Annotated in this window: 23 protein-coding genes; all 23 read left to right on the forward strand. The window is 38.8% G+C overall.

Features of this window, described 5'->3' with window-relative positions; all coding sequences use genetic code 11:
• The 23 genes from SIB72_RS05170 to SIB72_RS05280 all read left to right on the forward strand — a co-directional run bounded on the left by SIB72_RS05170 (window position 1) and on the right by SIB72_RS05280 (window position 25,854).
• Window positions 1-675: a D-glycero-alpha-D-manno-heptose-1,7-bisphosphate 7-phosphatase gene (locus SIB72_RS05170; RefSeq protein WP_413744841.1), complete on the forward strand. Its 675-nt coding sequence runs from the start codon at window positions 1-3 to the stop codon at window positions 673-675.
• Window positions 675-1,907 carry an NAD(P)/FAD-dependent oxidoreductase gene (locus SIB72_RS05175; RefSeq protein ID WP_413744842.1) on the forward strand — a complete coding sequence of 411 codons (1,233 nt, stop codon included), beginning with the start codon at window positions 675-677 and terminating at the stop codon, window positions 1,905-1,907. Before SIB72_RS05170 ends, SIB72_RS05175 begins: the two co-directional genes overlap by 1 nt.
• On the forward strand, window positions 1,904-2,623 hold the full coding sequence (locus SIB72_RS05180; protein ID WP_413744843.1) for a nucleotidyltransferase family protein: 720 nt from the start codon (window positions 1,904-1,906) through the stop codon (window positions 2,621-2,623). Before SIB72_RS05175 ends, SIB72_RS05180 begins: the two co-directional genes overlap by 4 nt.
• The gene (locus SIB72_RS05185; protein WP_413744844.1) at window positions 2,620-3,234 is read left to right on the forward strand and encodes an SIS domain-containing protein; all 615 of its coding nucleotides are present in this window, start codon (window positions 2,620-2,622) and stop codon (window positions 3,232-3,234) included. The genes SIB72_RS05180 and SIB72_RS05185 overlap by 4 nt, the downstream gene beginning before the upstream one ends.
• Window positions 3,234-3,905 carry a class I SAM-dependent methyltransferase gene (locus SIB72_RS05190; protein ID WP_413744845.1) on the forward strand — a complete coding sequence of 224 codons (672 nt, stop codon included), beginning with the start codon at window positions 3,234-3,236 and terminating at the stop codon, window positions 3,903-3,905. The genes SIB72_RS05185 and SIB72_RS05190 overlap by 1 nt, the downstream gene beginning before the upstream one ends.
• Window positions 3,902-4,966, forward strand: coding sequence for a zinc-binding dehydrogenase (locus SIB72_RS05195; RefSeq protein ID WP_413744846.1), 1,065 nt, complete (start codon window positions 3,902-3,904; stop codon window positions 4,964-4,966). Before SIB72_RS05190 ends, SIB72_RS05195 begins: the two co-directional genes overlap by 4 nt.
• A complete protein-coding gene (locus tag SIB72_RS05200; protein ID WP_413744847.1) occupies window positions 4,963-6,459 on the forward strand; it encodes a PfkB family carbohydrate kinase in 1,497 nt (498 codons plus the stop codon). The genes SIB72_RS05195 and SIB72_RS05200 overlap by 4 nt, the downstream gene beginning before the upstream one ends.
• Complete coding sequence (locus tag SIB72_RS05205) at window positions 6,456-7,475, forward strand: GDP-mannose 4,6-dehydratase (RefSeq protein WP_413744848.1); 1,020 nt, start codon at window positions 6,456-6,458, stop codon at window positions 7,473-7,475. The genes SIB72_RS05200 and SIB72_RS05205 overlap by 4 nt, the downstream gene beginning before the upstream one ends.
• Complete coding sequence (locus SIB72_RS05210; RefSeq protein ID WP_413744849.1) at window positions 7,472-8,416, forward strand: NAD-dependent epimerase/dehydratase family protein; 945 nt, start codon at window positions 7,472-7,474, stop codon at window positions 8,414-8,416. The genes SIB72_RS05205 and SIB72_RS05210 overlap by 4 nt, the downstream gene beginning before the upstream one ends.
• A gap of 3 nt (window positions 8,417-8,419) precedes the next feature.
• Entirely contained in the window at window positions 8,420-9,400 is a 981-nt protein-coding gene (locus SIB72_RS05215) for a thiamine pyrophosphate-dependent dehydrogenase E1 component subunit alpha (protein WP_413744850.1), read from the forward strand.
• A 9-nt stretch (window positions 9,401-9,409) separates the two neighbouring features.
• On the forward strand, window positions 9,410-10,483 hold the full coding sequence (locus SIB72_RS05220) for an alpha-ketoacid dehydrogenase subunit beta (RefSeq protein ID WP_413744851.1): 1,074 nt from the start codon (window positions 9,410-9,412) through the stop codon (window positions 10,481-10,483).
• Between the two features lies 1 nt (window position 10,484).
• On the forward strand, window positions 10,485-11,357 hold the full coding sequence (locus tag SIB72_RS05225; protein WP_413744852.1) for a hypothetical protein: 873 nt from the start codon (window positions 10,485-10,487) through the stop codon (window positions 11,355-11,357).
• Window positions 11,357-12,355 (forward strand): 4-hydroxy-2-oxovalerate aldolase, encoded by a 999-nt coding sequence (gene dmpG, locus SIB72_RS05230; protein ID WP_413744853.1) that lies wholly within the window; start codon window positions 11,357-11,359, stop codon window positions 12,353-12,355. Before SIB72_RS05225 ends, dmpG begins: the two co-directional genes overlap by 1 nt.
• Window positions 12,348-13,031, forward strand: a complete 684-nt coding sequence (locus SIB72_RS05235; RefSeq protein WP_413744854.1) for an aldolase/citrate lyase family protein — start codon at window positions 12,348-12,350, stop codon at window positions 13,029-13,031. Before dmpG ends, SIB72_RS05235 begins: the two co-directional genes overlap by 8 nt.
• Window positions 13,032-13,036: 5 nt before the next feature.
• The gene (locus SIB72_RS05240) at window positions 13,037-13,825 is read left to right on the forward strand and encodes an SDR family NAD(P)-dependent oxidoreductase (RefSeq protein WP_413744855.1); all 789 of its coding nucleotides are present in this window, start codon (window positions 13,037-13,039) and stop codon (window positions 13,823-13,825) included.
• A complete protein-coding gene (locus tag SIB72_RS05245) occupies window positions 13,825-16,299 on the forward strand; it encodes a thiamine pyrophosphate-binding protein (protein WP_413744856.1) in 2,475 nt (824 codons plus the stop codon). Before SIB72_RS05240 ends, SIB72_RS05245 begins: the two co-directional genes overlap by 1 nt.
• 2 nt (window positions 16,300-16,301) lie before the next feature.
• The gene (locus tag SIB72_RS05250; RefSeq protein WP_413744857.1) at window positions 16,302-17,486 is read left to right on the forward strand and encodes a class I SAM-dependent methyltransferase; all 1,185 of its coding nucleotides are present in this window, start codon (window positions 16,302-16,304) and stop codon (window positions 17,484-17,486) included.
• A 596-nt stretch (window positions 17,487-18,082) separates the two neighbouring features.
• A complete protein-coding gene (locus tag SIB72_RS05255) occupies window positions 18,083-18,958 on the forward strand; it encodes a hypothetical protein (RefSeq protein ID WP_413744858.1) in 876 nt (291 codons plus the stop codon).
• A gap of 1,875 nt (window positions 18,959-20,833) precedes the next feature.
• Entirely contained in the window at window positions 20,834-21,268 is a 435-nt protein-coding gene (locus tag SIB72_RS05260) for a hypothetical protein (RefSeq protein ID WP_413744859.1), read from the forward strand.
• On the forward strand, window positions 21,265-22,011 hold the full coding sequence (locus SIB72_RS05265) for a class I SAM-dependent DNA methyltransferase (RefSeq protein ID WP_413744860.1): 747 nt from the start codon (window positions 21,265-21,267) through the stop codon (window positions 22,009-22,011). The genes SIB72_RS05260 and SIB72_RS05265 overlap by 4 nt, the downstream gene beginning before the upstream one ends.
• Window positions 21,978-23,138 carry a DegT/DnrJ/EryC1/StrS family aminotransferase gene (locus tag SIB72_RS05270; RefSeq protein WP_413744861.1) on the forward strand — a complete coding sequence of 387 codons (1,161 nt, stop codon included), beginning with the start codon at window positions 21,978-21,980 and terminating at the stop codon, window positions 23,136-23,138. Before SIB72_RS05265 ends, SIB72_RS05270 begins: the two co-directional genes overlap by 34 nt.
• Window positions 23,135-24,346: a glycosyltransferase family 4 protein gene (locus SIB72_RS05275; protein WP_413744862.1), complete on the forward strand. Its 1,212-nt coding sequence runs from the start codon at window positions 23,135-23,137 to the stop codon at window positions 24,344-24,346. The genes SIB72_RS05270 and SIB72_RS05275 overlap by 4 nt, the downstream gene beginning before the upstream one ends.
• A gap of 197 nt (window positions 24,347-24,543) precedes the next feature.
• Window positions 24,544-25,854: a glycosyltransferase gene (locus SIB72_RS05280; protein WP_413744863.1), complete on the forward strand. Its 1,311-nt coding sequence runs from the start codon at window positions 24,544-24,546 to the stop codon at window positions 25,852-25,854.
• The last annotated feature ends 45 nt before the right edge of the window (window positions 25,855-25,899 follow it).

Below are 25,899 nucleotides of genomic sequence, written 5' to 3' on the forward strand. Positions count from 1 at the left end.
ATGATGCCAAAATCCCCAATTCCATGTAAATCCCACTCTGCTCTTCACAGATTTAAAATATTAGCTGCCCCAGCAAATCAAAAGACACCAGCACTTTTCTTAGATAGAGATGGTGTGATTATTAAAGATGTTCATCATATATCTGACCCTGAACTTGTGGAGATTTGTCCTGGAGCTTTCGAACTTATTCACTGTGCCAATCAATCTAGATGGCCAGTAGTTGTTGTTACTAACCAATCTGGGATATCACGCGGTTTATTTGATTGGACAAGTTTTGATAGGGTTAATGAGCGTATGATTTCTCTGTTGGGCACTAGCGCTTCAATTTCAGCAATTTTTGCAAATGGTTTGCCCCCCGGTTCACCTTCGCAAAGTTGGAGAAAGCCAAGCCCACTTATGCTCATAGAGGCCACTAAATATTTGAATATAGATATTTCTCAATCAATTATGGTTGGTGACCGTTTGTCAGATCTTCAAGCTGGCTGTGCTGCTTCCGTAAAATATATATTTCATGTATTAAGCAGACATGGCATTAAGGAACGCCCTTCTGTACTCTCATGGTACAACTCAGTTGACAACCAAAGTGGGATTAGTCCACCAATTTTGACTTGCCTAAATAGCCTCAAGACTTTTCCGCTTAGCATTATCTCTTCAAAAGATCAAAAATCTAGCTAATGACTTCATTTAATTGCGATATACTGATTGTAGGTGGAGGCATGGTTGGTCTTTCCCTTGCATACCAGGTTCTTGGGAGAGGAATTTCTAAAAATATTATCGTACTAGATAAAGAAGATAAGTTTGGCGTGCATAGCTCAGGACGCAACAGTGGTGTTTTACATGCCGGACTTTACTATAAACCTGGAACATTAAAAGCTAGGGTTTGTGTCGATGGTGCCAAACGCCTCAGAGAATGGGTAGAAGAACGTAATCTGCCTTTGAATGCATGTGGAAAGGTCATTGTCCCTCAACGTATTGACCTGGACTCTCAGCTTGAAGTGCTCGCCGAACGTGGCAAATCTAATGGGGCTACAGTGGAGTTTTGGGATGAGCATCAATTGCACCAATGTATTCCTGAAGCAAGGACTGCTAGTGGACGTGCCCTTTGGAGTCCAAATACAGCAGTAGTAAAACCTATATCAGTCGTAAATTCACTCCAGAGTGAACTAATTGAAAAGGGAGTAAGATTCTTGTCGGGCTGTCGCAATTGGTTCGCTTCACCTGAACAATGCAAACTCACTCTCGCAGATGGATCGACGATTTCTTATGGTCATCTGATAAATTCTGCTGGTTTACAAGCAGATCGAGTTGCACATTTATTTGGCGTTGGCCTTCAGTATACATTATTACCATTTAAAGGATTGTATTGGAAGCTTAAGCCAGAATCACCTATACAACCTCGTTGCAATCTCTATCCAGTTCCTGACCTGAATGTACCCTTTCTCGGTGTTCACTTTACTCCCAACACCGAAGCGACGCCCACTATCAGTATTGGACCTACTGCAACACCAGCCTGGGGTCGGGAAAATTATCGTGGTCTACAAGCTATTGAACCATTGATGGCTGCATCTAATTTATCTATTCTGGCTAGGCAATATCTTGCTAATCGTGGTGGTTTCCGTCGCTATGTTCACGAACAAGCCTTCTTGTCTTTACCTCCTTTGCTTTTAAATGCTGCACAACAACTAATTCCTGAAATTAAATCTGAATATTTCAGCCTAAGTGATAAGGTGGGAATCAGATCTCAACTCTTCAATCGCGATGGCCAACGCTTGGAAGATGATTTTTTATGCCTGGATGGGCCACACAGTACACATGTTCTGAATGCTATCTCGCCTGCATTTACAGCAAGCTTTGCATTGGCTGATTTGATTCTTGATCAATCTTCTCTGGCTAACAATTTGTCATGACGCAATCATTCCGCGCATTATTACTGGCAGCTGGGTTAGGTACTCGCTTACGTCCCTTGACCTTGAATACACCTAAGTGTCTAGTCTCTATTGGAGGTGAACCTCTTCTAGGTCGCTGGTTACGTCAATTAGAATCTACCGGTTGCGAATCTGTATTAATTAACGGCCATTATTTGTCAGGGCAAGTGGAAGAGTTCATTTCACACTGGCCCAGAGGCGATATGTCTATTCAATATGTTTACGAGAAACAACTTTTGGGAACAGCAGGTACCCTTGTTGCGAACAAAGACTTTTTCGCTGGCACAACTGGTTTGCTAATCCACGCAGATAATTTAATGGTAGGGAGTTTATCAGATTTTTTATATGCTCATTATCATCGCCATTCGAGTTGCCTTTTGACCATGCTGACATTCATTACGCAGGATCCCAATTCTTGTGGAATAGTTAAAACGAATGACTCTGGTATAGTTACTGACTTTTTCGAAAAAGCATCTGATCCACCTGGTAATTTGGCAAACGGAGCTCTTTATGCGTTCGATCCCTCGTTCGTCGATTTTATTTGTGAACATCACCCTCTTTCAATAGATTTTAGTACTCAAGTTATTCCTACTTTGATGGGTCGGATACAGACCTGGTTAACACACCAGCCATATTTAGATATTGGCACACCTACTTCTCTTGCAATTGCACAACATCTTCTATCTACTAAATCATGACTTCTAATCAAAATACCTTTCTCTCCTTGTCACGTGATTATCTCAATCGTTTGCAGAACTCCTTTAATCAGGAGATTTTAGAATCTGTCTCTCTTCTTGCTCAAGATTTGTATGAAGCATGGGTTGAACAACGAAATGTATTCATTTGTGGGAATGGCGGTAGTGCTGCTAATGCTATCCACATAGCAAATGACTTCCATTTTGGCATAGGAGCATGTGGACCGGGACCTAGTCTCCCTGGTTTACGCATTGAGGCCCTATCAGCGAATCAAGGAGTAATTACCTGTTTGGCAAATGACATAGGGTATGAAAATATTTACTCTCATCAACTCCAAGTTAAGGGCCGTCCAGAAGACATTTTGATCGTTCTTTCAGGTAGTGGAAATTCTCCTAATATCGCCAATGCCCTCGATACAGCTGCTAGGATGAACATCAAGTCTTTTGCGATTCTTGCATACTCAGGTGGACTCTGTCTTGAAAAAGCTGACGTTCCTCTTCATTTTCCTGTAAATGATATGCAAGTTGCAGAAGACACCCAGTTATTAGTGGGCCATATGTGCATGCAATGGCTCAATAGTAATAAACCTTCATCTCTCTCGACACTATTTTGATGGCTGAAGTCGATTTCATGAGCGTACTACATAAAAGTACCCAACGGGATTATCTTGCTCGTGTAAATGACAATGAGTATCCAAAGGCCAGAGCAGCAGAACTAGCAAAAAGATTTGACTATGATTATTGGGATGGTGATAGACGTGTCTGTTACGGAGGATATCGCTACCTAGCTGGAAGATGGGAGAAAGTAGCACGTTCTATGGTAGATCATTATGATCTTCCATCCTCTCCTAAAATTTTAGACATTGGCTGCGGTAAAGCATACCTCTTATATGATTTCCTGAAAGTTCTGCCTGACTGCCAGGTCTATGGTATTGATTCTTCAGAGTATGCAATTTCTAATAGCAAGGAGGAAATTCGTGATCGCTTGACTCTAGGTAATGCTGTAAACCTTCCATGGCCTGATAATTATTTTGATTTGGTCATTTCTATAAATACATTACATTGCTTGCATGCTAATGAACTTAACAGTGCTCTCCGTGAGATGGAAAGGGTTGGCAAGCACAATAAATATCTGTGCGTTGAAAGCTGGAGAAATCAGTCCGAAAAAGCTAATCTTCTTTATTGGCAAGTCACATGCGAGGCATTCAATACACCTGATGCTTGGCAATGGTGGTTCAAGCTCACTGGCTACACAGGTGATCACTCTTTTATTTATTTCGAATGACCACTACTTCAAAACAACTCCCAAGTACTACCAAGGCGGCTATCCTTGTTTCTCAAAAACAGCCTCTTATAGTCGATACTATCGAATTGCCATCTGAGCTATATGTTGGACAGGTACTTGTAAAAATTCACGTTAGTGGCATATGTGGCTCGCAGTTGGGAGAGATTGATGGGGTCAAAGGTCCTGATCGCTACCTTCCCCATTTAATGGGTCACGAGGGTTTTGCGGAAGTTCTTGCAGTGGGTCCAGGTGTTAAGCATATATCTGTTGGTGATCGTGTTGTTTTACATTGGCGGAAAGGTGAAGGTATTCAAGCTGATCCTCCAAGTTATCGTTGGAGAGGTAATGTTCTTAATGCTGGATGGGTAACTACCTTCAATGACCATGCAGTAGTTAGTGAAAATCGATGTACTCGTGTACCTGCTAACACTAACCCTGATGCAGCAGCACTTTTTGGATGTGCCATTACAACAGGATTTGGTGTTGTTGAAAATAATGCTGCTGTTCGTATGGGTGAAACTGTGGTTGTCTTTGGAGCTGGTGGTATAGGCTTAAATATAATACAAGCTGCATCTTTGTTGTCAGCATCAAAGATTATAGCTGTCGACTTATTCGATAGTAGGCTCGAACTTGCCAAAAGGTTAGGTGCGACACATGTAATTAATAGTCGTAATACTGATCCCTCTCAATCAATTGTCAATGCTCTGCAGGACATGCCACTTGATGTTTTCATCGACAATACTGGTGTTCCTTCAATCATCGAGATGGGATATAATTTAACTCACGGTCAAGGTCGAGTTATACTTGTAGGTGTCCCTCGTCATGGAAGTAATATTAGCCTCCATTCTTTGCCATTGCATTTTGGCAAGATTCTCACAGGATCCCATGGTGGAGAAAGTCGTCCTTCTTTAGATATCCCTAGATACATACGTCTATTGAATAATGGTACACTGAGACTAGATGGTCTTGTAAGTCAACGATTTCCATTAGAAGATATAAATGATGCAATTGACGCTATGAGAAACGGCTCTACTGCTGGACGTGTGATGATCGATCTGTGACTCTTCCATATATCACTCTCGAACAAGCCAGCAATCTGCAAGGTTGTGTTTTGGCTTATGGTCATTTCACTACTATTCATCCAGGGCATATTCGTTATCTGCGTCATGCGCGTAGTTTAGGTTCTACTTTTGTTGTCGCGTTAATTGGTGACTTCACTTCAGATAGTCAGTCTCCATATATGTTTAGTCAGCTAGAACGCTCCGAAGCCCTAAATATGCTAGGAATAGCTGACAAGATTGTCTTATTAAAGTCTGATGAATTAGGTTCTGCTATAAGTGTTATTCGCCCTTCAATACTGGTTTTAGGTACAGAATTACAGGGTGTTTCAGCGTTGGAGCAACCTTTGTCTTTATTACGTGAACAGGGTGGTACCGTTCAATTTCATGCAGGTGACGTTCATTATGCAAATGCAGATCTTTTAACAAATTCTGAGAGGGATTTGAAGCGACAGCGTCTTTTGCAATTTCGTCTTTCATGTCAGCGCCAGGGTCTAGCTCTTAAAGACTTACTCGATTCTATGAAGGCATGGTCTGATACACGATTAATAGTACTAGGTGATACTATTGTCGACCAGTATGCTGCCTGCGAAGCAATTGGGATGAGTGCAGAAGCCCCCGTTGTCGTTGTTAGGGAATTAGCAAATAGAAATTTTATTGGTGCTGCTGCCGTTGTGGCCGCTCATATTCGCGCCCTCGGAGCGCAGGTGGATCTGTTGTCTGTAGTTGGTAATGATAGTACAGCAGATTTAGTTAACCAGGAACTTTCATCACAAGGAATAGGAAATGAGCTTATCAGAGACCCCTCTCGACCAACTACTTTTAAGAAGAGATATGTTGTCGAGAACCAAAAACTCTTCAGAGTTAGTCGATTAGAACAACATAATTTAGATCAACCGATTGAGGATCAACTTATTGAGCGTTTAGAAAAGTTAGCTCCCTTTGTCAACGGCATCGTCATTTCAGATTTTGTATACGGAGTTGTAACCCCTCGTGTATTAGAGATTGTTCAATCTCTTGCACGTCGCTATAAACTCCTGTTATTTGGAGATCTTCAGTGCAGTAGTCAAGTTGGGTCAATAACAAGATTTCAGAATTTTTCTTTGTTATGCCCTAATGAGCGTGAATTACGACTAGCACTTCAGGACAAAGACACTGGTATAGAGAGCCTCAGTCAAGGTCTGCTTAAGTCCACCAATTGTGAGAGGTTAATCGTTAAACTCGCGGCGGATGGATTTATTGTTTACGATCGTGATACTAATGATCGGTTCATCACTCAAGCGTTTCCAGCTTTAAGCGTTAACCCACTTGATGTAGCGGGCGCCGGTGATTCTGTTTTAGCCGTCATGGCTACCGGAATTTCCAGCGGACAACGAATGATGCCTACCGCGGCACTCGCATGTTGTATGGCTGCTCTTGCAGTCGAGACAATGGGTAATACTCCCATTTCATCAACAGTTCTTTCTGACAGCCTTAAGGAGGTTTTATCATCATGAACAAAATATCTATTCTTGTAATCGGTAGCAACAGCTTCAGTGGTTCCCATTTTGTCAATGAAGCACTTCTCGCCGGTCATGAGGTATGGGGAGTTAGTAGGTCTCCTGAATTAGACAAGGTATTTCTTCCCTATCGATGGTCCATTTCATCCTCAGATTCTATTGCAACAAAAGAGAACTTCCATTTCAACATTATAGATCTAAACACTCAGCTTCAAAATCTTCTTGATCTTATTAATCATGTTCGGCCTAGTGTAATCGTTAATTTTGCTGCTCAAGGCATGGTTGCAGAAAGTTGGCAGAATCCAACTGACTGGTACCAGACGAATGTTGTAAGTCAAGTTGCACTTCACGATGCTCTTCGTCATATGAAATTTCTAGATAAGTATGTACATGTCACTACTCCTGAAGTGTATGGCAGTACAGATGAAGGATGGCTCGCAGAAAATTATAATTTTGCGCCTAGTACTCCATATGCTGTAAGCCGAGCTGCTTGTGACTTGCATTTGCTAAGCTTTTATAAAGCATATGATTTCCCTGTTATATTTACACGGGCAGCAAATGTATATGGTCCAGGCCAACAATTATATCGTATTATTCCTCGTGCAATTTTAAGTGCTCGTACTGGTACACCACTACCTTTGCATGGCGGTGGTTATTCAGAGCGTTGCTTCATTCATATTAGGGATGCTATGCAGGCCACTCTGAATCTTGCGTTCAACGCAGAGGCTGGTTCTACTTGGCATTTGTCAACTAAGAATCCGATAAGTATCCGTTCTTTAGTTCAGAAGATTGCTGATTACTGTGGTGCTGATTTTAATGATTTTGTCGAAGATACTGGTGAACGTCTAGGCAAAGACCAAAGCTACCTCTTGGATAGCTCATCCATTCGTAGGCGATTTAGTTGGAGTGATAAGATAAGTCTCGATGACGGCCTTTTGGAGTCAATTGCCTGGGTGGACAATCACCTGGACAAGCTCAAATCCTTACCTTGGACTTATCAGCACAAATCATGAACATTCTCGTAACTGGTGGCTGTGGCTACAAAGGCTCTGTACTCGTCCCCGCTTTATTGTCGGATGGTCATACTGTCACTAGCTTTGATACTCAATGGTTTGGCAACCATTTAAATCCCCACCCATCTTTAACAAATCTTAAAGGAAATATTTTAGATCTATCCGAATTACCTCTAGATGGATACGATGCCATAATTCATTTAGCTAACATTGCAAATGACCCAGCAGTTGAATTAAATCCAACGCTCAGTTGGGAAGTCAATGTCCTAGCTAGTCAGCAGCTAGCAGATCGTGCAGTAAGAGCTGGAGTCAAACATTTTATGTATGCTAGTTCTGGCAGTGTATATGGAATTAAGGACGAACCTAACGTTACTGAAGAACTTGAACTTGTTCCTATATCCGTTTATAATAAAACAAAAATGGTTGCTGAAAGGGTCTTTCTCTCCTATTCAGATGTTATGAATGTTCATTGTATTCGCCCAGCAACTGTATGTGGCATATCTCCGCGTATGCGTCTTGATGTTAGTGTCAACATGCTTACTTATCAGGCACTAGCCAATAAGAAAATAACGGTATTTGGTGGTGCTCAAACGCGCCCAAATATTCATATAAAAGATATTGTAGATGTATATAGACACTTTTTGTTAAATCCCCACCTTCCATCAGGCTGTTATAATGCTGGTTTCGAAAATATTTCTATTCTCGAGATTTCCAACCTAATAACCAATTCAATACCTGCTGAAGTTGAGGTCACACCCTCAAATGACCCTAGGTCGTATCGGCAGGACTCATCAAAGTTACTTAACACTGGTTTTCAGCCGCGATATTCAATTAAGGATGCAATTGAAGAGATTAAAATAGCTTTTGAATCTGGAGAGCTAAGGGATCGTGACGAATATTATACCATTAAGCAAATGAAGAATCTCAAATTGGATCATTAAAAAATGAAAGCCAATTACACACAATCACTTGCTCTATTTGAGAAAATGGTTCTCATTAGAGAGGTTGAGCGTTCCATTGCTGATAATTATGCAAATGGAAAAATGCGCTGCCCCACACACCTTTCTATAGGTCAAGAAGCAGTCTCAGCTGCATTCTCCCAGCTATCCAATATAAATGACTATGCTGTAAGTACACATAGGGGCCATGCGCATTTTCTCGCTAAAGGAGGCAATCTCAACTCCATGATCGCTGAGATTTATGGCAAGTCAACTGGTTGTTCAATTGGCAAGGGTGGATCAATGCATCTTATAGACCTTAATGTCAACTTTATGGGTACTTCGGCTATAGTGGGAAATAGTATTCCTCTCGGCGTTGGTCTTGCTTATGCGTTAATGTTACAAAAATCTGAGCACTTAAGCTATATATTTTTAGGGGATGGAGCAACTGAAGAGGGTGTATTCTATGAATCATTAAACTTCGCCGTACTAAAAAATCTCCCAGTTGTTTTTGTATGTGAAAACAACTTTTATTCTGTATATTCACCTCTTACTGTCCGGCAGCCGCCGAGCAGATCCATTTCTGCTTTAGCCAACGAAATCGGTGCCAATATCGTTGTTGGCAATGGCAATAATGTACGCGAATCCTTTGATAAACTTCAGTTAGCTATATCTTCTGCCAAAAATGATGCTAAACCAGTCTTTCTGGAGTTTTTTACTTACCGTCACCGAGAGCACTGTGGGCCCAATTTTGATGATCATCTTGAATATCGACCTAAGGATGAGATCCAACATTGGACTGAGAATGATCCCATAGAAGAACACCGTAAATTTATGATTAATCAGTTTGCCACCGAGCCGATTATCTTTGACAATGTATATACTTCTATACGAAGTAAAATTAACGACGCTTTTGATTTCGCAGAGTCTTCTCCGCCTCCTTCTCCCGATACAGCATATAAGCATATATATGCTTCTAATAGTTAAGTTGGCTCTATGAAAGATCTTTCATTCTCTCAGCAAATTAATAGGGCTATTGATGACTCAATGGCATCTGATCAAAATGTCTTGTGTTTCGGTTTAGGTGTTACTGATCCAAAGGCTGTTTTTGGTACCACTTATGGTCTTGAACAGAAATATGGTCCAGTTAGAGTTTTTGATATGCCAACCTCTGAGAATGCCATGACAGGTGTAGCAATAGGCATGTCATTAGCCGGCTATAAACCTGTTATGACACATCAGAGATTAGATTTTTTTCTATTGGCAATGGATCAACTTGTTAATTCAGCAGCTAAATATCACTATATGTTTGGAGGTCAAGTCTCAGTTCCAATTACCATTCGACTAATCCTCGGGCGAGGTTGGGGACAAGGTCCAACACATTCTCAAAATCTTCAATCATGGTTCGCTCACATACCAGGACTTAAAGTAGTAGCACCTACTACACCCTTAGATGCCTATTATCTCCTAAAAGAATCTATTCAGGACCCAAATCCTGTTGTGTTTCTTGAACATCGATGGCTCCACAATAATACTGATGAGCTTGTCCTCAATAAAGCTCCATTATCCATTGGTAACTCAACTTATATCTCTTCCGGTTCTACAGTCACTGTTGTATCAAGCTCTTATTTGACTATACAAGCATATAAAGCTTGTAAGTATTTAGAGAATTTTTCAATATTTTCTGATCACATTGATCTACTTACCATTAAGCCACTAGATATCGAAAGTATTTTCCAATCTGTTCATAAAACCGGCAGGCTTCTTGTTTTAGATCCTGGGTTTGAAACCTGTTCCGTAGGTTCTGATATTATTGCTAAGGTTACTTCCAAATGTTGGAGTTCTCTCAAAGCACCTCCTCAATTATTGGCCATGCCTGATGTACCAGAACCTACTAGTTATTTTTTAACTCGCGGCTTCTATCACTCTTCTGCAGAGATAGCAAAGGCTATAGCTAATCTATGCTCACATAGTGATCCAAACATCACTCAATCCATTGATCTTGAGGAATCGCTAAAAGAACCAGTTCCTCACGACATACCTGGTAGTTGGTTTTCGGGCCCTTTTTAGTATGTCACTTCCGACCGTAGTTGTAATTGGTCCTGGCAAAATTGGACGTGATCTACTAATTAAACTACTTAGATCACCTAAAGTTAATTTAATTGGTCTTATAGGGCGAAATTACGGGACTAGCAGTGAAAAATTCTCCACACAATATAATGTTCCATATTATGGAGCTGGCTTATCCGAGTATTTAGATCATGTTCATGATACTTCTATCTTTATAGATGCAACGACTGCAGAATTTCATTCAAATCATTTAAAATTGCTTCAGCCTTTTAATCCATTTATTGTTGATTTAACCCCTAGTGGTATCGGAAGTATATATTCACCTCTTGCCTCACCTAATATTCCACCCAAAGGCACTAGCATTAGTTTGGTCAGTTGTGGAGGTCAAACAGCTCTCCCTCTTCTTTACGAACTTTCCTCATGCTTCACTCATGTTGAATATATTGAGGTTGTCTCTTCTATGGCTTCCCTGGCTGTGGGTCCCGGTACACGTCTAAATATTGATGAATATATCCACACAACACAAAGCGCCATCAAATCTCTATTACCATGCCCTGAGGTAAAGGTTATTTTGAACATCAACCCTGCCAATCCACCTGTTACAATGAAGACAACCCTAAGTATGGTAGGAGAAATGAAGTATGAGCTTGATAAGATTAAATCAGTGGCATATCAAACCCAGAATCTAGTACAAGCCTATTGTCCCGGTTATTCCATCAAGGTCCCTCCAGTATTTATGAATGATGGGCGTTTGGTTACAATGCTACAGGTCTCTGGTGCTGGTGATTACTTACCTACTTACGCTGGTAATCTTGATATCATCAATTCCTCTTGTGTTGAGCTTTGTGAGCAAATCTCCTCCAATTTTTTCTGATGCGTTTTCTAGATAACACACTAAGGGACGGCAGTCATTACAATAAGCACTCTTATTCGCCCCAACAGGTAGCTGATATTGCTTCTTTACTTGACTCAGTACATGTAGATGTTATTGAAATAGGTCATGGAAACGGTTTAGGAGCAAGTTCTCTTCAAATTGGTATCTCTAAGTTCCATGATTTAGAACTCGTAAAAGCAGCCCGTTCAGTTGTCAAATCTTCAAAAATAGGTGTTCATGTTATACCGGGTATTGCAACATTTGTTGAAGATGTCTATCCAGCCATACAAGAGGGTGTTTCTTATGTCAGAGTTGCTTCCCACTGTACAGAAGCTGATATCACTCAAACTATGATTGAAAAGCTCGTTGCTATGGATATAGAGGTATGGGGAGCCTTAATGATGTCCCACATGATTGAACCTAACGAATTAGCAAAGCAAGCTCAGAAAATGGAGGCATACGGAGCCTCAGGTGTCGTCTTCTATGATTCAGCAGGTACTTTTACTCCTATTGATGTCAAAAATATTCTTTATGAGTTCCATGATTTACTATCAATTCAATCAGGTTTTCATGCACATAATAACCTTACACTAGCTTCAGCTAATTCGCTTGTAGCACTTCAATCAGGAGCTACTTTTATTGATGGATCACTGGCTGGCTTTGGTGCTGGAGCTGGTAACTTATCTCTTCCTCATTTTTTTGCGATATTATCCAAGATCAACCCTAATTCGAAACTTGAATGGCAAAAATATTTGAGTATAATGCAACAATTCATTGATTCTGGCTTAATTGTTTTCCCTCAGTCGAATGAGATGAATGTTATAAGCGGTGTTAATGGTGTTTTCTCCGGGTTTGTTTCTCATATTCTTCGTATAGCAGATCAGTATTCCGTTTGTCCAGTTGAGTTATTTAAACTCTGTGGTCATAATAAGCTTGTAGCAGGACAAGAAGACCTTATTGTTGAAATAGCTCAGTCCTTAAAGTACAACAATGCTTAATTCTCTTTGGATCTTAGCTTCTCAGCCTCAGATGTTCAGGTATCTTTGTACATCCTCTGAATACGACCTTTTTCTTTTTGACTTAGAACATTCTAATTTTCTATATCCTGATATAGCTTCCTGTATAGATATTGCGCGTTCTCATGGTAAGTCTATCTGTTTACGATTGTCATGTCAGACAAAGTCTCATATCCTCCACTCTATTGAGTTGAACCCTGATTTAATAATGATACCTGATGTTTCATCTCCATCTCAATTGTCAGATATATTAGATAATTATACCTTGCCTCCTCAAGGCAGCAGAGGGTTTTCCCCTTATTCATATTCCTCCATTGTTTCTCAACAATCCAATTTCAACACAACTAAGTTATGTTTACAACTCGAATCAAAGCTTTCTTTCGATAACCGTGACATGTTCAAAAAGATAGATGCTGTAGATTCTATTTTCATAGGTCGCTATGATCTTTCACGATCCCTTGATTGTGCAATAGATTCTACTCTATATATTTCTATGCTTATTGACTTAAGTCAGGAGTTCCGTTCCGTTGGCTTGAAGGTCGGAACTGTCTGTTTATCTGAATCTGAATATCCTCTATTCTCACAGAATTTTGATTTTTTATCTCTAGGTTCCGATGTAACCCGTATGCTAGAATCTAAAAGACAATTCAAACTATAACTTGTATGGATCTCAGAATTTCCGGAAAAACTGCGCTTGTCACAGGTGGGGCTTCCGGCATAGGTCTTGCAATCGTAAAAGAATTATTAGACAACGATTGTAATGTGTATTTTACGAGTCGTTCGTCAGAGCGCCTAGAACATGCTAGCCAGCAACTTAAGCCTATTTCTTCTAAATATTTCCCTTTAAAAATAGATCTCTGTGAAGATGGTGTTCCTGAGCAGCTAGCAAAAGATCTTCTTTCTAAAACTTCTATAGATATTTTAGTTAACAACATTGGCGATACTCTTGGGATTACTGATCCTTATTGCCCTATTGAAGATTGGCATCGTCTTTTCGACCTCATCATGGGTGTTGCCATTCGCTTAAATAATGCATTTATTCCTAATATGTCAAGTAATCATTGGGGACGTATCGTTAATATCACAGCTGGTGCTGCGTATGAGAATTCAGGACCCGTTCCATATTGCACCTTCAAAGCAGCTTTCACAGCTTACTCACGTTCTATGGCTCGTGTTCTAGCCTTAGAATCTAATAATGTTGTAATGTCTTCAGTCTTACCAGGTGTTGTCATTACCGAAAACGGTCATTGGCAGAATGTTATGAAAACCAGACCTGAGCATGCCGAGAAGTACTTATCGGAGAGAACCACTTTGAAGCGATTTGGTTTGCCTGAAGAAATCAGTCCAATTGTTGCTTTGTTATGTTCTGACTTAGCCAGTTTCTGTGTAGGTTCTGTTATTCCTGTTGAAGGAGGACAGGCTCGCCACTATTTCCAAAGGGTAGAAGATTGATGCGCTGTGCTGATTGGATCATTTCACGCCTTAATAGTTTTGGGTGTACAGAAGTATTTGGCGTAACTGGAGGTGCTGTTGTACATTTATTTGATGCGGCTGAGATTAATCCTTCCGTAAATGTAAGTTACTTCAACCATGAGCAATCCGCCTCTTTTGCAGCAGAGGCATTTTCTAAATTTTCCTCAACTCTATCTGCCTGTATTGTTACGACTGGACCTGGAGCTACAAATGCTCTGACAGGTCTTGCAGCTGCTTGGCTTGACTCGATACCTATGATCTTTATCAGTGGGCAGGCCAGATCGAATAATATTATATCTAGCAGACCATTAAGACAAGTTGGTACCCAGGAAGTTGATATAGTATCGATGGTCAGTTCTATGACCAAATCTTGCGAACAAATTACATCTATTCGTCAACTTGTAGATTCTTTTGATGCCCATATTCATAACGCTTACACCGGAAGACCCGGACCTATTTGGTTAGATATTTGCGTCGATGTACTTTGGAGTGAAATGAATGATGAGCATCTTCTTGCACCACCACCACCATCACTTCCATCTCCACCACTAATATCTGCTAATTTTTTCAATAATATCTTACCTTCTCTATTTAAGAAATCCCGTCGTCCTTTACTCCTAATGGGTGGTGGGTGTCGTAATCCTGTCATTCCCAATCTATCTTCTATCATTTCATCGATTGGTATACCGTTTGTAACTACTTGGCTTGGATATGATCTTGTAGATACTAAACACCCTTTGCATATGGGTCATATCGGGATGAGTGGTCAGAGAGGTGCAAATTTATTAGTAGGGAATACTGATCTTCTCATTTGCGTAGGCTCTTCTGTTTCTAATTCAGTAACCTCTACGATAATCAGTAACTTTGCCCCTAATGCTATAAGAGTCAATGTTAATATCGACCCTAAGGATTTTTCGCATACATTTAATTTCTTTCACTACAATATTGAAGCTCCAGCTACCCAAATCTTCCAGTCCCTTGTTGGTTTATCCAATAATTTTTCTGTATCCCTCAAATGGTTAGAGTTTTCCAATAAGTGTAAGCATTTGTCGTACAATGAGGCCCCCCCTCCCTCTAAGTTTGTTCATCCATTCAACATATTCCGTTCGTTTAATGAATATGGCCCTGAGGATTTGGTGTTTGTTGTAGACGGTGGTGGAACTTCCGTCTACTCCTCCTTTCAGTGCCTTATGCCAAGCCCCAAACGGAGGCTTATCCTTTCCACTGGCCTCTGCTCAATGGGTTCAGGACTCCCTGAGGCCCTTGGAGTTTCTCGTAGTGGTCTTCCAGTTGTTCTATTCTGCGGTGATGGTAGCTTCCCTTTTAATGTTCAAGAGCTACAAGCTGTTCATGATAAAAACCTACCTATACTTTACATAATCTTTTCTAATAATGCCTATCTTTCTATCCGATCAACACAAACTCAGTTCCTAGATTCACGTCATGTTGGGTCAAAACCACCTGATGTTCACCTTCTTGATATTAAATCCATCTCAGAAGCTTTCTCCATCCAATATTCAAAAGTAGATTCACTACAAGAATTCAGATCTTTTCTAACCTCACATAATTTTGAAGCTCCTTATATTATCGAAATACCAACAGATCCAAATCAAGAGATTCAACCAAGACAAAGTTTTAAACAAACCAATGGTCAATACTCACCTAATCCCCTAACGCTGATGGACCCTCCTCTCAATTCATCCATCCAAAACGAACTTAATATTTTTCAATCTGATTTTAAATTAATTCAAGCCATTGAAAAAGATCTTCTCTTATCTTATCCTCAATCCACATCTTCTCGTTCTACAAGAATTTCAACCCTCCAATCAGAGTCACTTCTTTCCGTTTCTGATATAGTCATTAGAGAAAAAATGATTCGTGAAGCACGTCTATACGAGAAAGAGTATTTTGATGGCAATAGACTATATGGTTATGGTGGTTACTATTACCATCCTAGGTTTTGGACTCAAGTTGCTGTCGATATTAAGGATTATTTTTGCATTAACAACCAAGATTCTATTTTGGAACTTGGATGTGCCAAAGGTTTTCTTTTGTATGACCTCCAAACTTTAATCCCTGAAGTACAACTGACAGGACTTGATATTTCAACTTATGCCCTTGATAATAAACACCCTCCATTAAATGCAAAGCTAATTAATAAATGTATCAGTTCAATTCTTGATTGTTCGTGCCAATATGATTATATACTTGCTATTAATACAATATCTGAACTTCCTGCTGACTTACTTGTGCCAGTACTAGCTTCTATATCCCGACTATCCGTTAAGTCTTCTTATATCAATCTTCTGACATGGAATAGCGAATCGGAAAAACGAATGATAGATTCTTGGAATATTACCTCTCAATCAATTCTTACCAAGCATGAATGGTTCGAAATAATGAGCAAGGCTAAATACGCTGGTCACTACTCTTTTACTACCCTTTCATTTTGACTATGTTAAAATCAATCTCACACTGTAATGTCTGCGGCTCTTCTGTTAAGCAAGTTCTTGATCTTCCAAATTTACCTCTCACAGGTCTCTATTATCCCACATTGTCATTAGCTTTAGAATCGCCAACGTTTGATCAGGGTCTCAGTTATTGTCCAAGTTGTGGACATTGTCAGCTTTCTAATGTTATTGATCCTTCGATTGTTTATGATGACTCATATACTCATCGCACTTCCCACTCTCCACTATCCAGGAATGGCAATGAGTTCCTTTTTAATTATATAACTAATTCGGTCAACCTTTCTGCTTCAGATATTATCTTAGAGGCTGGATGTAATGATTGTTACTTACTTCAACGCTTATATGATTACGATAGTTTGCCTCAATACTTTGGTTTTGACCCTATATGGATAGATCAATCACCTTCGTATAGGCACCTTAATGTATATGGATCTTTCGTTGAAGACATTGACAAGAACATACCAGATATCCAGCCGACACTTGTTATTAGCGCTCATACTTTCGAACATGTTGTCGATTTAAAATCATCTCTAGCTTTACTTGTCAATAGAACCGCACCTGATGGAAGAATTATTATAGAAATGCCTAGCTTTGATACACTTATACGTTTAACCCGATTTGATCAAGTATTCCATCAACATGTGCAATATATTTCTGAATCTTCCATCCAAGAGCTAGCGAGTCAGCTCAATTGCTCACTTTTAAATATCACATATAATTATACATACTGGGGTGGTACAGTAATCTTCGATTTACAAAAAACCAGCCCATCCTCTGATCAAATCAGAAATAATTCCATCAAGCATAATGAATCAAATATTATTGAATCATATAAATATTTTCAAAACTCTATCAAGTCCGTAGAAAATTCTTTGCCTGACAAATCAGATGTTACTTACTTAGGTGCAGCGCAGATGTTACCTATTCTCAATTATCATGTAAAAAATACCATTCAGTTTAATTCTATATTAGATGATAATCCTGATAGAATAGGTAAATATCTACCAAATTTAAATCTTCCTATCTTACCTTTATCAACTCATTCAGTTTCTCCTTCTAGTCCCTCTAGTTTTGTAATAGGTGCTGTTGATTCCACTCGAGCTCTTATATCACGCTCAAGAGAGTTGGGATTTCCTAACATATTTTCATTTTTTAATTCCTCCATCTAATCTCTATTTACTAACGGGTTTTCTCTCTTTCACATCTATAACTAATCCTTAATTACCCACTTTACAGCCCCAAACTTTAAATTGTAATGATACATTCTCTCACTAAAACTTTAAAACATATACTTGTAACAAATAGTACTCTACGTCGGTTCTTATCTCTCTTCTATTTCAAGCAAGGGCTCGCAGGCTGTCCTATCTTACCTATATACTGGCGAATCTTATTTTTACTGTTCTTCCCTGTCTATATTCCCCTTGCATATTTTCTCCGTAGATTTCAAATTAAATTCTTTTACTTTTTCATACCTTCCTCTGTTGGTCATGTTCTTTGGGAATTAGATTTATTAGAGATTTCTTTAATTCTAGGAAATGATATCTCACCCCACCAAAATGTAGTTGTTTTTAGCGGCAGTCATTTATCCTCAGATGTATCCAGAGTTTATCAAGACAAATCTTTAGCAAAATCCTACACCAATCAATACTTATATTTATTACTATTTCCTCTCTTCTTCTCGAACCAGGATATCATCAAGCCTGTTTCAATTGCCCACTTCACTCTTTCTAGTTCCAATGGATCATCCTTAAAGAGTCTCGTATCATTGTTCCTGTTCCCTTTCCTATCAAGAACTAATAATGATTTACGTAATTTTAACCGTAACTTCAACAATCTTTATGAATCAAATCACCAAAAAATAATAAATCATCGAATCAAGAGACGTAATAACTTATCTTCAGCACTGTCTAAAAACAAACCTCTAAATAGTTTATTGCCATCGCAATATTTTATTATACAATTTAAGCAATATTCAGGTAATGCTACTCCTACTCCATATTCCCTTCAAGACAAAGTTAAACTTTTCGAATTAGTCTCTTCTACATTAGGTATCAAGGGCATACAGATTGGTTCTCACTTTGAATCCCTTAGTTCTCAAACTGATAATACTAATATCATTGATCTTACAATCGGATCCGCCTTCCCTTCATTACTGAGTCCTGTTTCTTTTAAAGATCAGCTTCTTGTATCTTCTCGTGCCAAATGTGCATTTATTAATGCTTCTGGATGTGAATCCATTTTCGCAACTATGGAAATTCCTTACGTCTATTATGGTTCCTGGCATTTACTTATGAATTGTATTTCTTCTCAAGCGATTAATGTTCCTACATTAATCTATAACAAACACACAAATACATTCTTGAATTTAAAGGATCAACTTTTCGTGCATAACTCGATTGCTGATACTTCAGGCCACGATCCTACTTTATTAGATCCACATCTTCATTTCTTGATCCCTACTTTGGACGAGATTCTTGAAGCTTATCAATTAGTAACATATGGATCTGAGTTTCTTCAGAAACTAAAATATGACCAAGAACTTTTCCTCAAGAACTATTTATGTGACTCAGATCTTTCACATTCATACTCCATGGGCATGCCTATGTTGCCATCTAAATTCTCTATTCTTACTTCCTTATGACCCGAGATTCTCTTCACATATACCTAATCACTCACAATAAAAATGTAGACTATTACCTATCCTTGTTTAATCATCTATGCGCCCATCTTCCCTTAGAAGTCTCATTTAGTTTAATTTCCAATCAGGAGTTTTCTCATACTTCAAATTATTTCAAAGGTTATATCCGAGTTCTTTTTGAGAATTTCTTCACTTTATTTTGGAATTGCTCTCATGCAACGCGTTTTAGTCTAAAAGCTTTCAAAATCTTTTTTGTTTCTCTTTTTGCAGAATCTTTTAAGTACTTGACTGACAGTAAATTTCGACAAAAGATCTTAATACGAACGGTTGTAACTTCCAAGCACTATCATGCTATTGAATCCACATCCTTTTGTAATTACGACTATTCTCTCATCTTGGAAGATGATCTGTATTTTCTTTCTGCAGACTCTTTCGCTTTGCATCTTCAAACCATCTTTAAGTTCCTTAAGCCACCCTTTTTTGTAGATATTGCTGGTGGCTATAATCTTTCCAATCTAAGATATTCTTCTCTCCATCCTATATTTGACTCAGATAATCTTTCAATTTATCATATCTTCCCACCGCAATCCAATACAGCATGCGCCTACCTTTTCGATAAGTCATTTGCTAGATCAACCCATCGTCTTTTATTCTCACATCCCTTCCTGCGGAGTTTCATCGGTAATGATTTTCTTTTAAATTTGGTATTTCTTCTTTACGGCAGCGATATCCAATGTCTACACTGTTCTACAGACTCAATTTCCCATGGTTCTTTTTCAGGTCATACAGTATCATGGACCAAAAAATATTGATTTTTAATTAACTATTCATTATCATGTCATTCAAAACACCTATCTTACTCATTACCTGGCGAAGACCTGATACAACGAGACTTGTTCTTGAGTCTCTTCGTGAACTTAAGCCAACATACCTTTATGTCGCCTCCGATGGCCCTAATTCTGATCGTTTAGGTGAATCAAATCTTGTATCTAAAACACGAGAGCTAATTGATCACTTTGTTGATTGGCCTTGCAGTATTTTTAAATTCTATTCTCAAACTAACAATGGTTGTCGTACAGGCGTTAGCTCGGCTATAAATTGGTTTTTTGATCATGTTGAGGAGGGTATAATTCTTGAGGATGATTGCGTTCCACACCCCGCTTTTTATTCTTATTGCTCCGAATTACTCCAGTACTACCGCCACGACACTCGCGTTTGGTGTATTAGTGGCAGTAATTTCCAAAATGGTATCTGGCGTGGAGATGGTACATATTACTTTAGTCGATATATGCATTGTTGGGGTTGGGCATCCTGGCGACGTTGTTGGAAAAACTATAACGTCAATTTAACTAATTACGACGCTTTTTGTTCTTCTGGCTCCGTCACCAATGTTTTCGAAACATCGGTTGAAAGATCATATTGGTCACGTATCTGGGAATCTTTGGTTAAACATGGAGTACCGGACACATGGGATTACCAATGGTGTTTCACTTGCCTCTCGAATAGTGGTTTAGTGATACTTCCGAATTTCAACCTTGTCCAAAACATTGGTTTTGGAGTAGACGCCACGCATACACAAAATATGTCTATCGACACTTCTCTACCAACTGACATTCCTCCTCTTCGTCACCCTTCGTTTGTCCTAAGAGACTCATTAGCCGATTCATACACTTTCAACCACCACTACGGCGGTCGTTTCCGCAAATTTCCCCTCTCCTTTTTCTCATTGCCCACTCGAATATTCCGATTATTGCAACGTTTCATTCGTAATTTAATTCATAAGTTGTAATATTAGTTCTGTTCACCATCCCTTGAGTGCTTCCCCCTCCACCCTATCGTCAGTTATAATTTCGAGATACGTATTGCTTTTCTTGTTGTATGATTGATGAGGTCTTTTCTGGTCAATTGCTCCTAGCAGTTATTCTTCGCAGTAAGACTTCATTTGAGCAAGGGATCAAATTTGTTACTCCCGATGAGTTTTCTCAACAACTCGGCTATATGCGTAGACCTGAAGGCTATAAAATTCCACCTCACGTACACAACCCTGTCTCTCGAAATGTTCTTTATACCAAAGAAGTACTTCTAATTAAATCAGGTTCAGTTCGCGTCGATTTTTATACTGACCAACAAATCTATCTAGAAAGTCGTATCATTTCTACCGGGGATATAATTCTTTTAGCTCATGGTGGTCATGGTTTTGAAATGCTCGAGGATACTCAGATTATAGAGATCAAACAGGGTCCTTACGCTGGTGATAAAGACAAAACAAGGTTCACTGGCATTTCTAGCGTCGAGGCTGTTATTAAGTCATGAGTAACCCTTTTCATTTTAGTAGCAAATTTTATGACTTACTATATAGTGACAAGGACACTATTGCTGAGTCTAACTACGTACATCAGCATCTTCAGCAAAACAAAATTTCTGGTAATACCATCCTTGAGTTTGGTTGTGGTACTGGACGACATGCGCGTCAACTTGCTTCCCTAGGTTATAAGGTTCATGGCATAGATCGGAGCAAGGCTATGGTTGAATCTTGTCCCTTAGTCTCTGGTTTCACCTGTCAATATGGTGATATTGTCGATTTTACCACAAACAAAAACTTCGACGCGATTCTATCACTTTTTCACGTTATAAGTTATCAAGTAACAAACGATGATCTTCTTTCGTCTTTCAACACAGTTTACAATCATCTTAATAATGGAGGTTTATTTTTGTTCGATGTCTGGTATACACCTGCTGTGCTTTGTCAGCAACCAGAAACTCGTATTAAAAGAATTCAGACATCTGACATTGCATTCACCCGCATCGCTGAACCCACTGTTTACCCCAATCTCAATCGTGTCGACGTAAATTATACAATGTTTTGTGAAAACTTACATACTCATGAAATCTCCACCTTCACAGAGGTACACCCTATGAGGCATTTTTCAATTCCTGAAATCCAGTATATAGCTACTAATTTTGGCTTTGAAATAATCCAAACAGAGGAATGGCTTACTCGCAATGTTCCCTCATTCGATACTTGGGGTATTACTTTTCTCTTGAGAAAAAAATGACCGATTTTATTCCTGTTAATGAACCCTCTATTGGGTATAGAGAAAAAGAGCTTGTCCTTCAGGCGCTAGATTCTGGATGGATTTCCTCCGAGGGGCCTTTTGTTTCTCAATTTGAGGAATTGTTGAGCGGTAGAGTTAATAGAAGTTATGGTATTGCTTGTTCAAGTGGAACTGCAGCTTTGGATATAGCTGTACAAGCTTTAGGTATTGGACCTGGTGATGAGGTAATTCTTCCATCATTTACAATTATATCCTGTGCTTCCGCTATTTATCGTACTGGTGCTACCCCAGTCCCAGTAGATGTTCATCCAAATCTTTGGAATATCACAGCTGAAAATATTGAGCCAGCTATCAATTCCAACACTGTTGCAATTATGATGGTCCATATTTACGGACTACCTGTTGATATTGATCCAATTCTCAATCTTGCCACTAAGTATTCGTTAGCTGTTATAGAAGATGCTGCAGAATTAATTGGTGGATCTTATAAAGATAAACCCTGCGGATCTTTTGGTACCATCAGTACTTTTTCATTTTATCCTAATAAACATATTACCACAGGTGAGGGTGGTATGGTTTTGACCAATGATCATCAGTTGGCGACACGGTGTCAATCGTTGCGAAATCTGTGCTTTAAACCTGAATCTCGATTTATCCATGAGGAAATAGGTTGGAATTATCGGCTCACAAATATTCAGGCTGCGCTTGGTATTGCGCAATTAGAAAAGTTAGACCAAACTCTCCTACAAAAAGCTCATATTGGTTCATTATATTATGATCTACTCTGCTCTATCCCTGACATTTGCTTACCGACAACTACTACACCTTACTCCAACAATATCTATTGGGTATTTGGCCTTGTGCTTGGAGATAGTTATTCCATAAATGTTGCTGATATTATGTCAGAATTACGTAAACTCCATGTTGGATCGCGACCTTTTTTCTATCCCATACATTTACAGCCAGTATTTACAAAACTTGGTCTTTTCAAAAATATATCTCTACCTGTTTCTGAAAAACTAGCAACCAATGGCTTTTATATACCCAGCGGAGTAACTCTATCTGATTCTGATATATTTGAAGTGTCTACTAAATTGAGTAGTATTCTATCCAAGTACCATTCATGAAAATCCGCTTAGCTGTATTTTTTGATCAGCGCCTTCACGCCGGAGGTGGCTTTCAACAAGCACTTAATGCAGCTCTTGTCACATCAAAGATACCTTCAGAATTGGCCACAATACTGTATTTTACCTATCACAAAGAAAATATACCTATCCTCCAAAGTTATGATCTAAACCCCTTTATGCTGCATATATCCTTTTTTGATAAAATATATTCTCGTATACGCTCTTCAATCAAGCAACCATTACTTTTACGTATACTTAAACTCGTATCTAAATATTCTTGTCTTGAAGCACAGTTTATTAGGCACAATATAGATTTAGTATATTTTCTTTCTCCTTCTCCTTGGGCTAGGACACTTGAAAACCTATGTTATATCTTCACTGTATGGGACCTCTGCCATAGAGATCACCCCGAGTTCCCTGAAGTCTATTCTAATCGAGAATTTGAATATAGAGAACAATTGATAAATTCTACCATTCCTCGTGCAATTGCAACTATTTCAGATTCTTATTCGACTAAGCAGAAATTATTCCAACGTTACGGGATTGATTTAGATCGTATACATGTCATACCTTTTCAACCAGCGCCCGCTCTTGTTAATCCAGCTGATGACAACAAGTCTGTCAATGTCACTCAGAAACACAACCTTGACCACCCGTATATCTTTTACCCCGCACAATTCTGGCCCCATAAAAATCATATTTATCTTATCGATGGCATTCATCTGCTTGAATCCATGCACAATATAAAAATATCAGCTGTTTTTACTGGTTCAGATAAATCAAATCAACAACATGTCACTGAATATGCAATGAAACTTGGTTTACAGAAACGTATACGTTTTGCAGGTTTTGTTCCAAATGATGAGTTAAGATATTATTATCTTCAGTCCTTAGCATTAGTAATGCCCTCTTATTTTGGGCCTACCAATTTACCACCTCTAGAAGCATTCGAACTTGGTGTCCCAATCTTATACCCCAACCTTGATGGCATGGCAGAACAAGTAGGTAACGCTGCGCTTTTAATAGACATCAATGATCCACATTCTTTGGCCAACCATTTAAAATTGCTTATCACAGATACCTCACTTAGAAAACGACTCATAGTCTCAGGTTATGAGCAACTCAGTAAAATCAACACCATATCAAGATCTTCTATCCTCTCTGAAATTATCACCAAGTTTTCTATTAAACGTAGTTGTTGGTACTAATCAACTTTCTATTCTTTGCTGTTTTAATTATCTATTTTTCTAGATTTTTTCCAAAAGTTTTCTTCTCTACTCCTTTTTTCCGATTTATATGTATTGCCTCCCCTCATCTCTCGCTCTAGACTGTCCAACAACACTATATCTAGAGTGAGGGTCCCCCCCCTTTTTAGCTAATACTATCATTTTTACAAACTTCAACTATGTCATATACCATAACTATTGTTACTGTTACTTACAACGATATTCAAGGCTTCGCTAGAACATCCAAATCTGTTATACCACAGCTTAATTCTGATATTCAATGGATTATCAAGGATGGGGGTTCTTCTCCTTGCATTTTAGCCCAAATCAAAAATATATCTTACCCACATGCACTATTAATAACTACTAAAGACACTTCTGTATACGATGGTATGAATATAGCCCTAGACTATGCAAAGGGTAAGTTTCTTCTTTTTCTCAATGGAGGAGATACTCTCGCTTCTGACGATTTATTAACTAAGTTATGTAGAGCCATTTCAGAAGTCGATGACACCCCAATGCTATTACTGGCTCCTTACATAGAGATTGATTGTTATACCATTAAACGATTTGTCAATGTCGGAGCAACTTCACTCAATTATTTCTCAAAATGGCGTATGCCAACAGTTGCCCAATCACAGCTTTTTTCAAGGGATATATATACCTCACAACGTTTCACTCTAAACCATTCTATTTCTGCTGATCATCTTTTTTATTGGAAAGCTATCACTAATTTTAGTCCTCAAATAAAAATATTGAACTATCCTATTGCCCATTTCTATCTCGGAGGTATCTCTACTCGCTTTCCTTTTAGATCAGCTAATGATGTTTTATCTTGTTTGTTGATTGATCCATCTATAAGCAGTTTTGAAGCCTTATTGCTATATGGTATTAGATTAGCTGCTGGCTTCAGACGCTATCTACTTGAACTCGTCCTTAAACCTTTGTTTTCTCCCTTATACGTTTTACTTAATCTGAGATTTCGTCTTGTTGTTTGGGCACTTGGTATTAACGGTGAAGGTTCTTCTATTATCGCCAATCAATGGTTTGATACAGTATCTTCAAATTCTCAACGTACTCTTTTTGTTTGCTCTCGCGGATCTCTATTATCACAAAAGCTCAGAAAATCCAGATTTCGAGATCGTATTCTCAAAGATTCCAAAAACTATTTCATTGAATTACCCTCTTTTTTCCGCTTTTATCCAATTCATTTTTTCCTCAAACTTATCATCCCTATCAACCTAATTTCACATTCTCTTCTTGTCTTAGATGACTATCCCTTTGCCTTGTCATCCAATCAAGTTCTATATTTTCATCAGCTTAACCTCCTAAAAAGTAAATCCATTTTTTGGCGGTTCAAACGTTTTGTCTTCAGATTACTTTTATCTTCTTCTCCTATGGTCTATTGTCAAACTAACCATGTGGCTAAAGCCTTTACATCTAAATTTACTAATCTCAGATGCTTTTCTTTTTTGCACAACATCTCATGAGAAATAAACCTTTACAGCTCTTCTATCCTGCATCCTATTTACCAC

Origin of the sequence: Synechococcus sp. MIT S9451, assembly GCF_047304725.1 — a bacterium.
In the GTDB taxonomy this organism is placed as follows: Bacteria; Cyanobacteriota; Cyanobacteriia; order PCC-6307; family Cyanobiaceae; genus Synechococcus_C.

Coding starts and splice junctions, on each gene's coding strand:
- SIB72_RS05170 (WP_413744841.1), top strand. CDS start 1: ATGATGCCAAAATCCCCAATTCCATGTAAATCCCACTCTGCTCTTCAC.
- SIB72_RS05175 (WP_413744842.1), top strand. CDS start 675: ATGACTTCATTTAATTGCGATATACTGATTGTAGGTGGAGGCATGGTT.
- SIB72_RS05180 (WP_413744843.1), top strand. CDS start 1,904: ATGACGCAATCATTCCGCGCATTATTACTGGCAGCTGGGTTAGGTACT.
- SIB72_RS05185 (WP_413744844.1), top strand. CDS start 2,620: ATGACTTCTAATCAAAATACCTTTCTCTCCTTGTCACGTGATTATCTC.
- SIB72_RS05190 (WP_413744845.1), top strand. CDS start 3,234: ATGGCTGAAGTCGATTTCATGAGCGTACTACATAAAAGTACCCAACGG.
- SIB72_RS05195 (WP_413744846.1), top strand. CDS start 3,902: ATGACCACTACTTCAAAACAACTCCCAAGTACTACCAAGGCGGCTATC.
- SIB72_RS05205 (WP_413744848.1), top strand. CDS start 6,456: ATGAACAAAATATCTATTCTTGTAATCGGTAGCAACAGCTTCAGTGGT.
- SIB72_RS05210 (WP_413744849.1), top strand. CDS start 7,472: ATGAACATTCTCGTAACTGGTGGCTGTGGCTACAAAGGCTCTGTACTC.
- SIB72_RS05215 (WP_413744850.1), top strand. CDS start 8,420: ATGAAAGCCAATTACACACAATCACTTGCTCTATTTGAGAAAATGGTT.
- SIB72_RS05220 (WP_413744851.1), top strand. CDS start 9,410: ATGAAAGATCTTTCATTCTCTCAGCAAATTAATAGGGCTATTGATGAC.
- SIB72_RS05225 (WP_413744852.1), top strand. CDS start 10,485: ATGTCACTTCCGACCGTAGTTGTAATTGGTCCTGGCAAAATTGGACGT.
- dmpG (WP_413744853.1), top strand. CDS start 11,357: ATGCGTTTTCTAGATAACACACTAAGGGACGGCAGTCATTACAATAAG.
- SIB72_RS05235 (WP_413744854.1), top strand. CDS start 12,348: ATGCTTAATTCTCTTTGGATCTTAGCTTCTCAGCCTCAGATGTTCAGG.
- SIB72_RS05240 (WP_413744855.1), top strand. CDS start 13,037: ATGGATCTCAGAATTTCCGGAAAAACTGCGCTTGTCACAGGTGGGGCT.
- SIB72_RS05245 (WP_413744856.1), top strand. CDS start 13,825: ATGCGCTGTGCTGATTGGATCATTTCACGCCTTAATAGTTTTGGGTGT.
- SIB72_RS05250 (WP_413744857.1), top strand. CDS start 16,302: ATGTTAAAATCAATCTCACACTGTAATGTCTGCGGCTCTTCTGTTAAG.
- SIB72_RS05260 (WP_413744859.1), top strand. CDS start 20,834: ATGATTGATGAGGTCTTTTCTGGTCAATTGCTCCTAGCAGTTATTCTT.
- SIB72_RS05265 (WP_413744860.1), top strand. CDS start 21,265: ATGAGTAACCCTTTTCATTTTAGTAGCAAATTTTATGACTTACTATAT.
- SIB72_RS05275 (WP_413744862.1), top strand. CDS start 23,135: ATGAAAATCCGCTTAGCTGTATTTTTTGATCAGCGCCTTCACGCCGGA.
- SIB72_RS05280 (WP_413744863.1), top strand. CDS start 24,544: ATGTCATATACCATAACTATTGTTACTGTTACTTACAACGATATTCAA.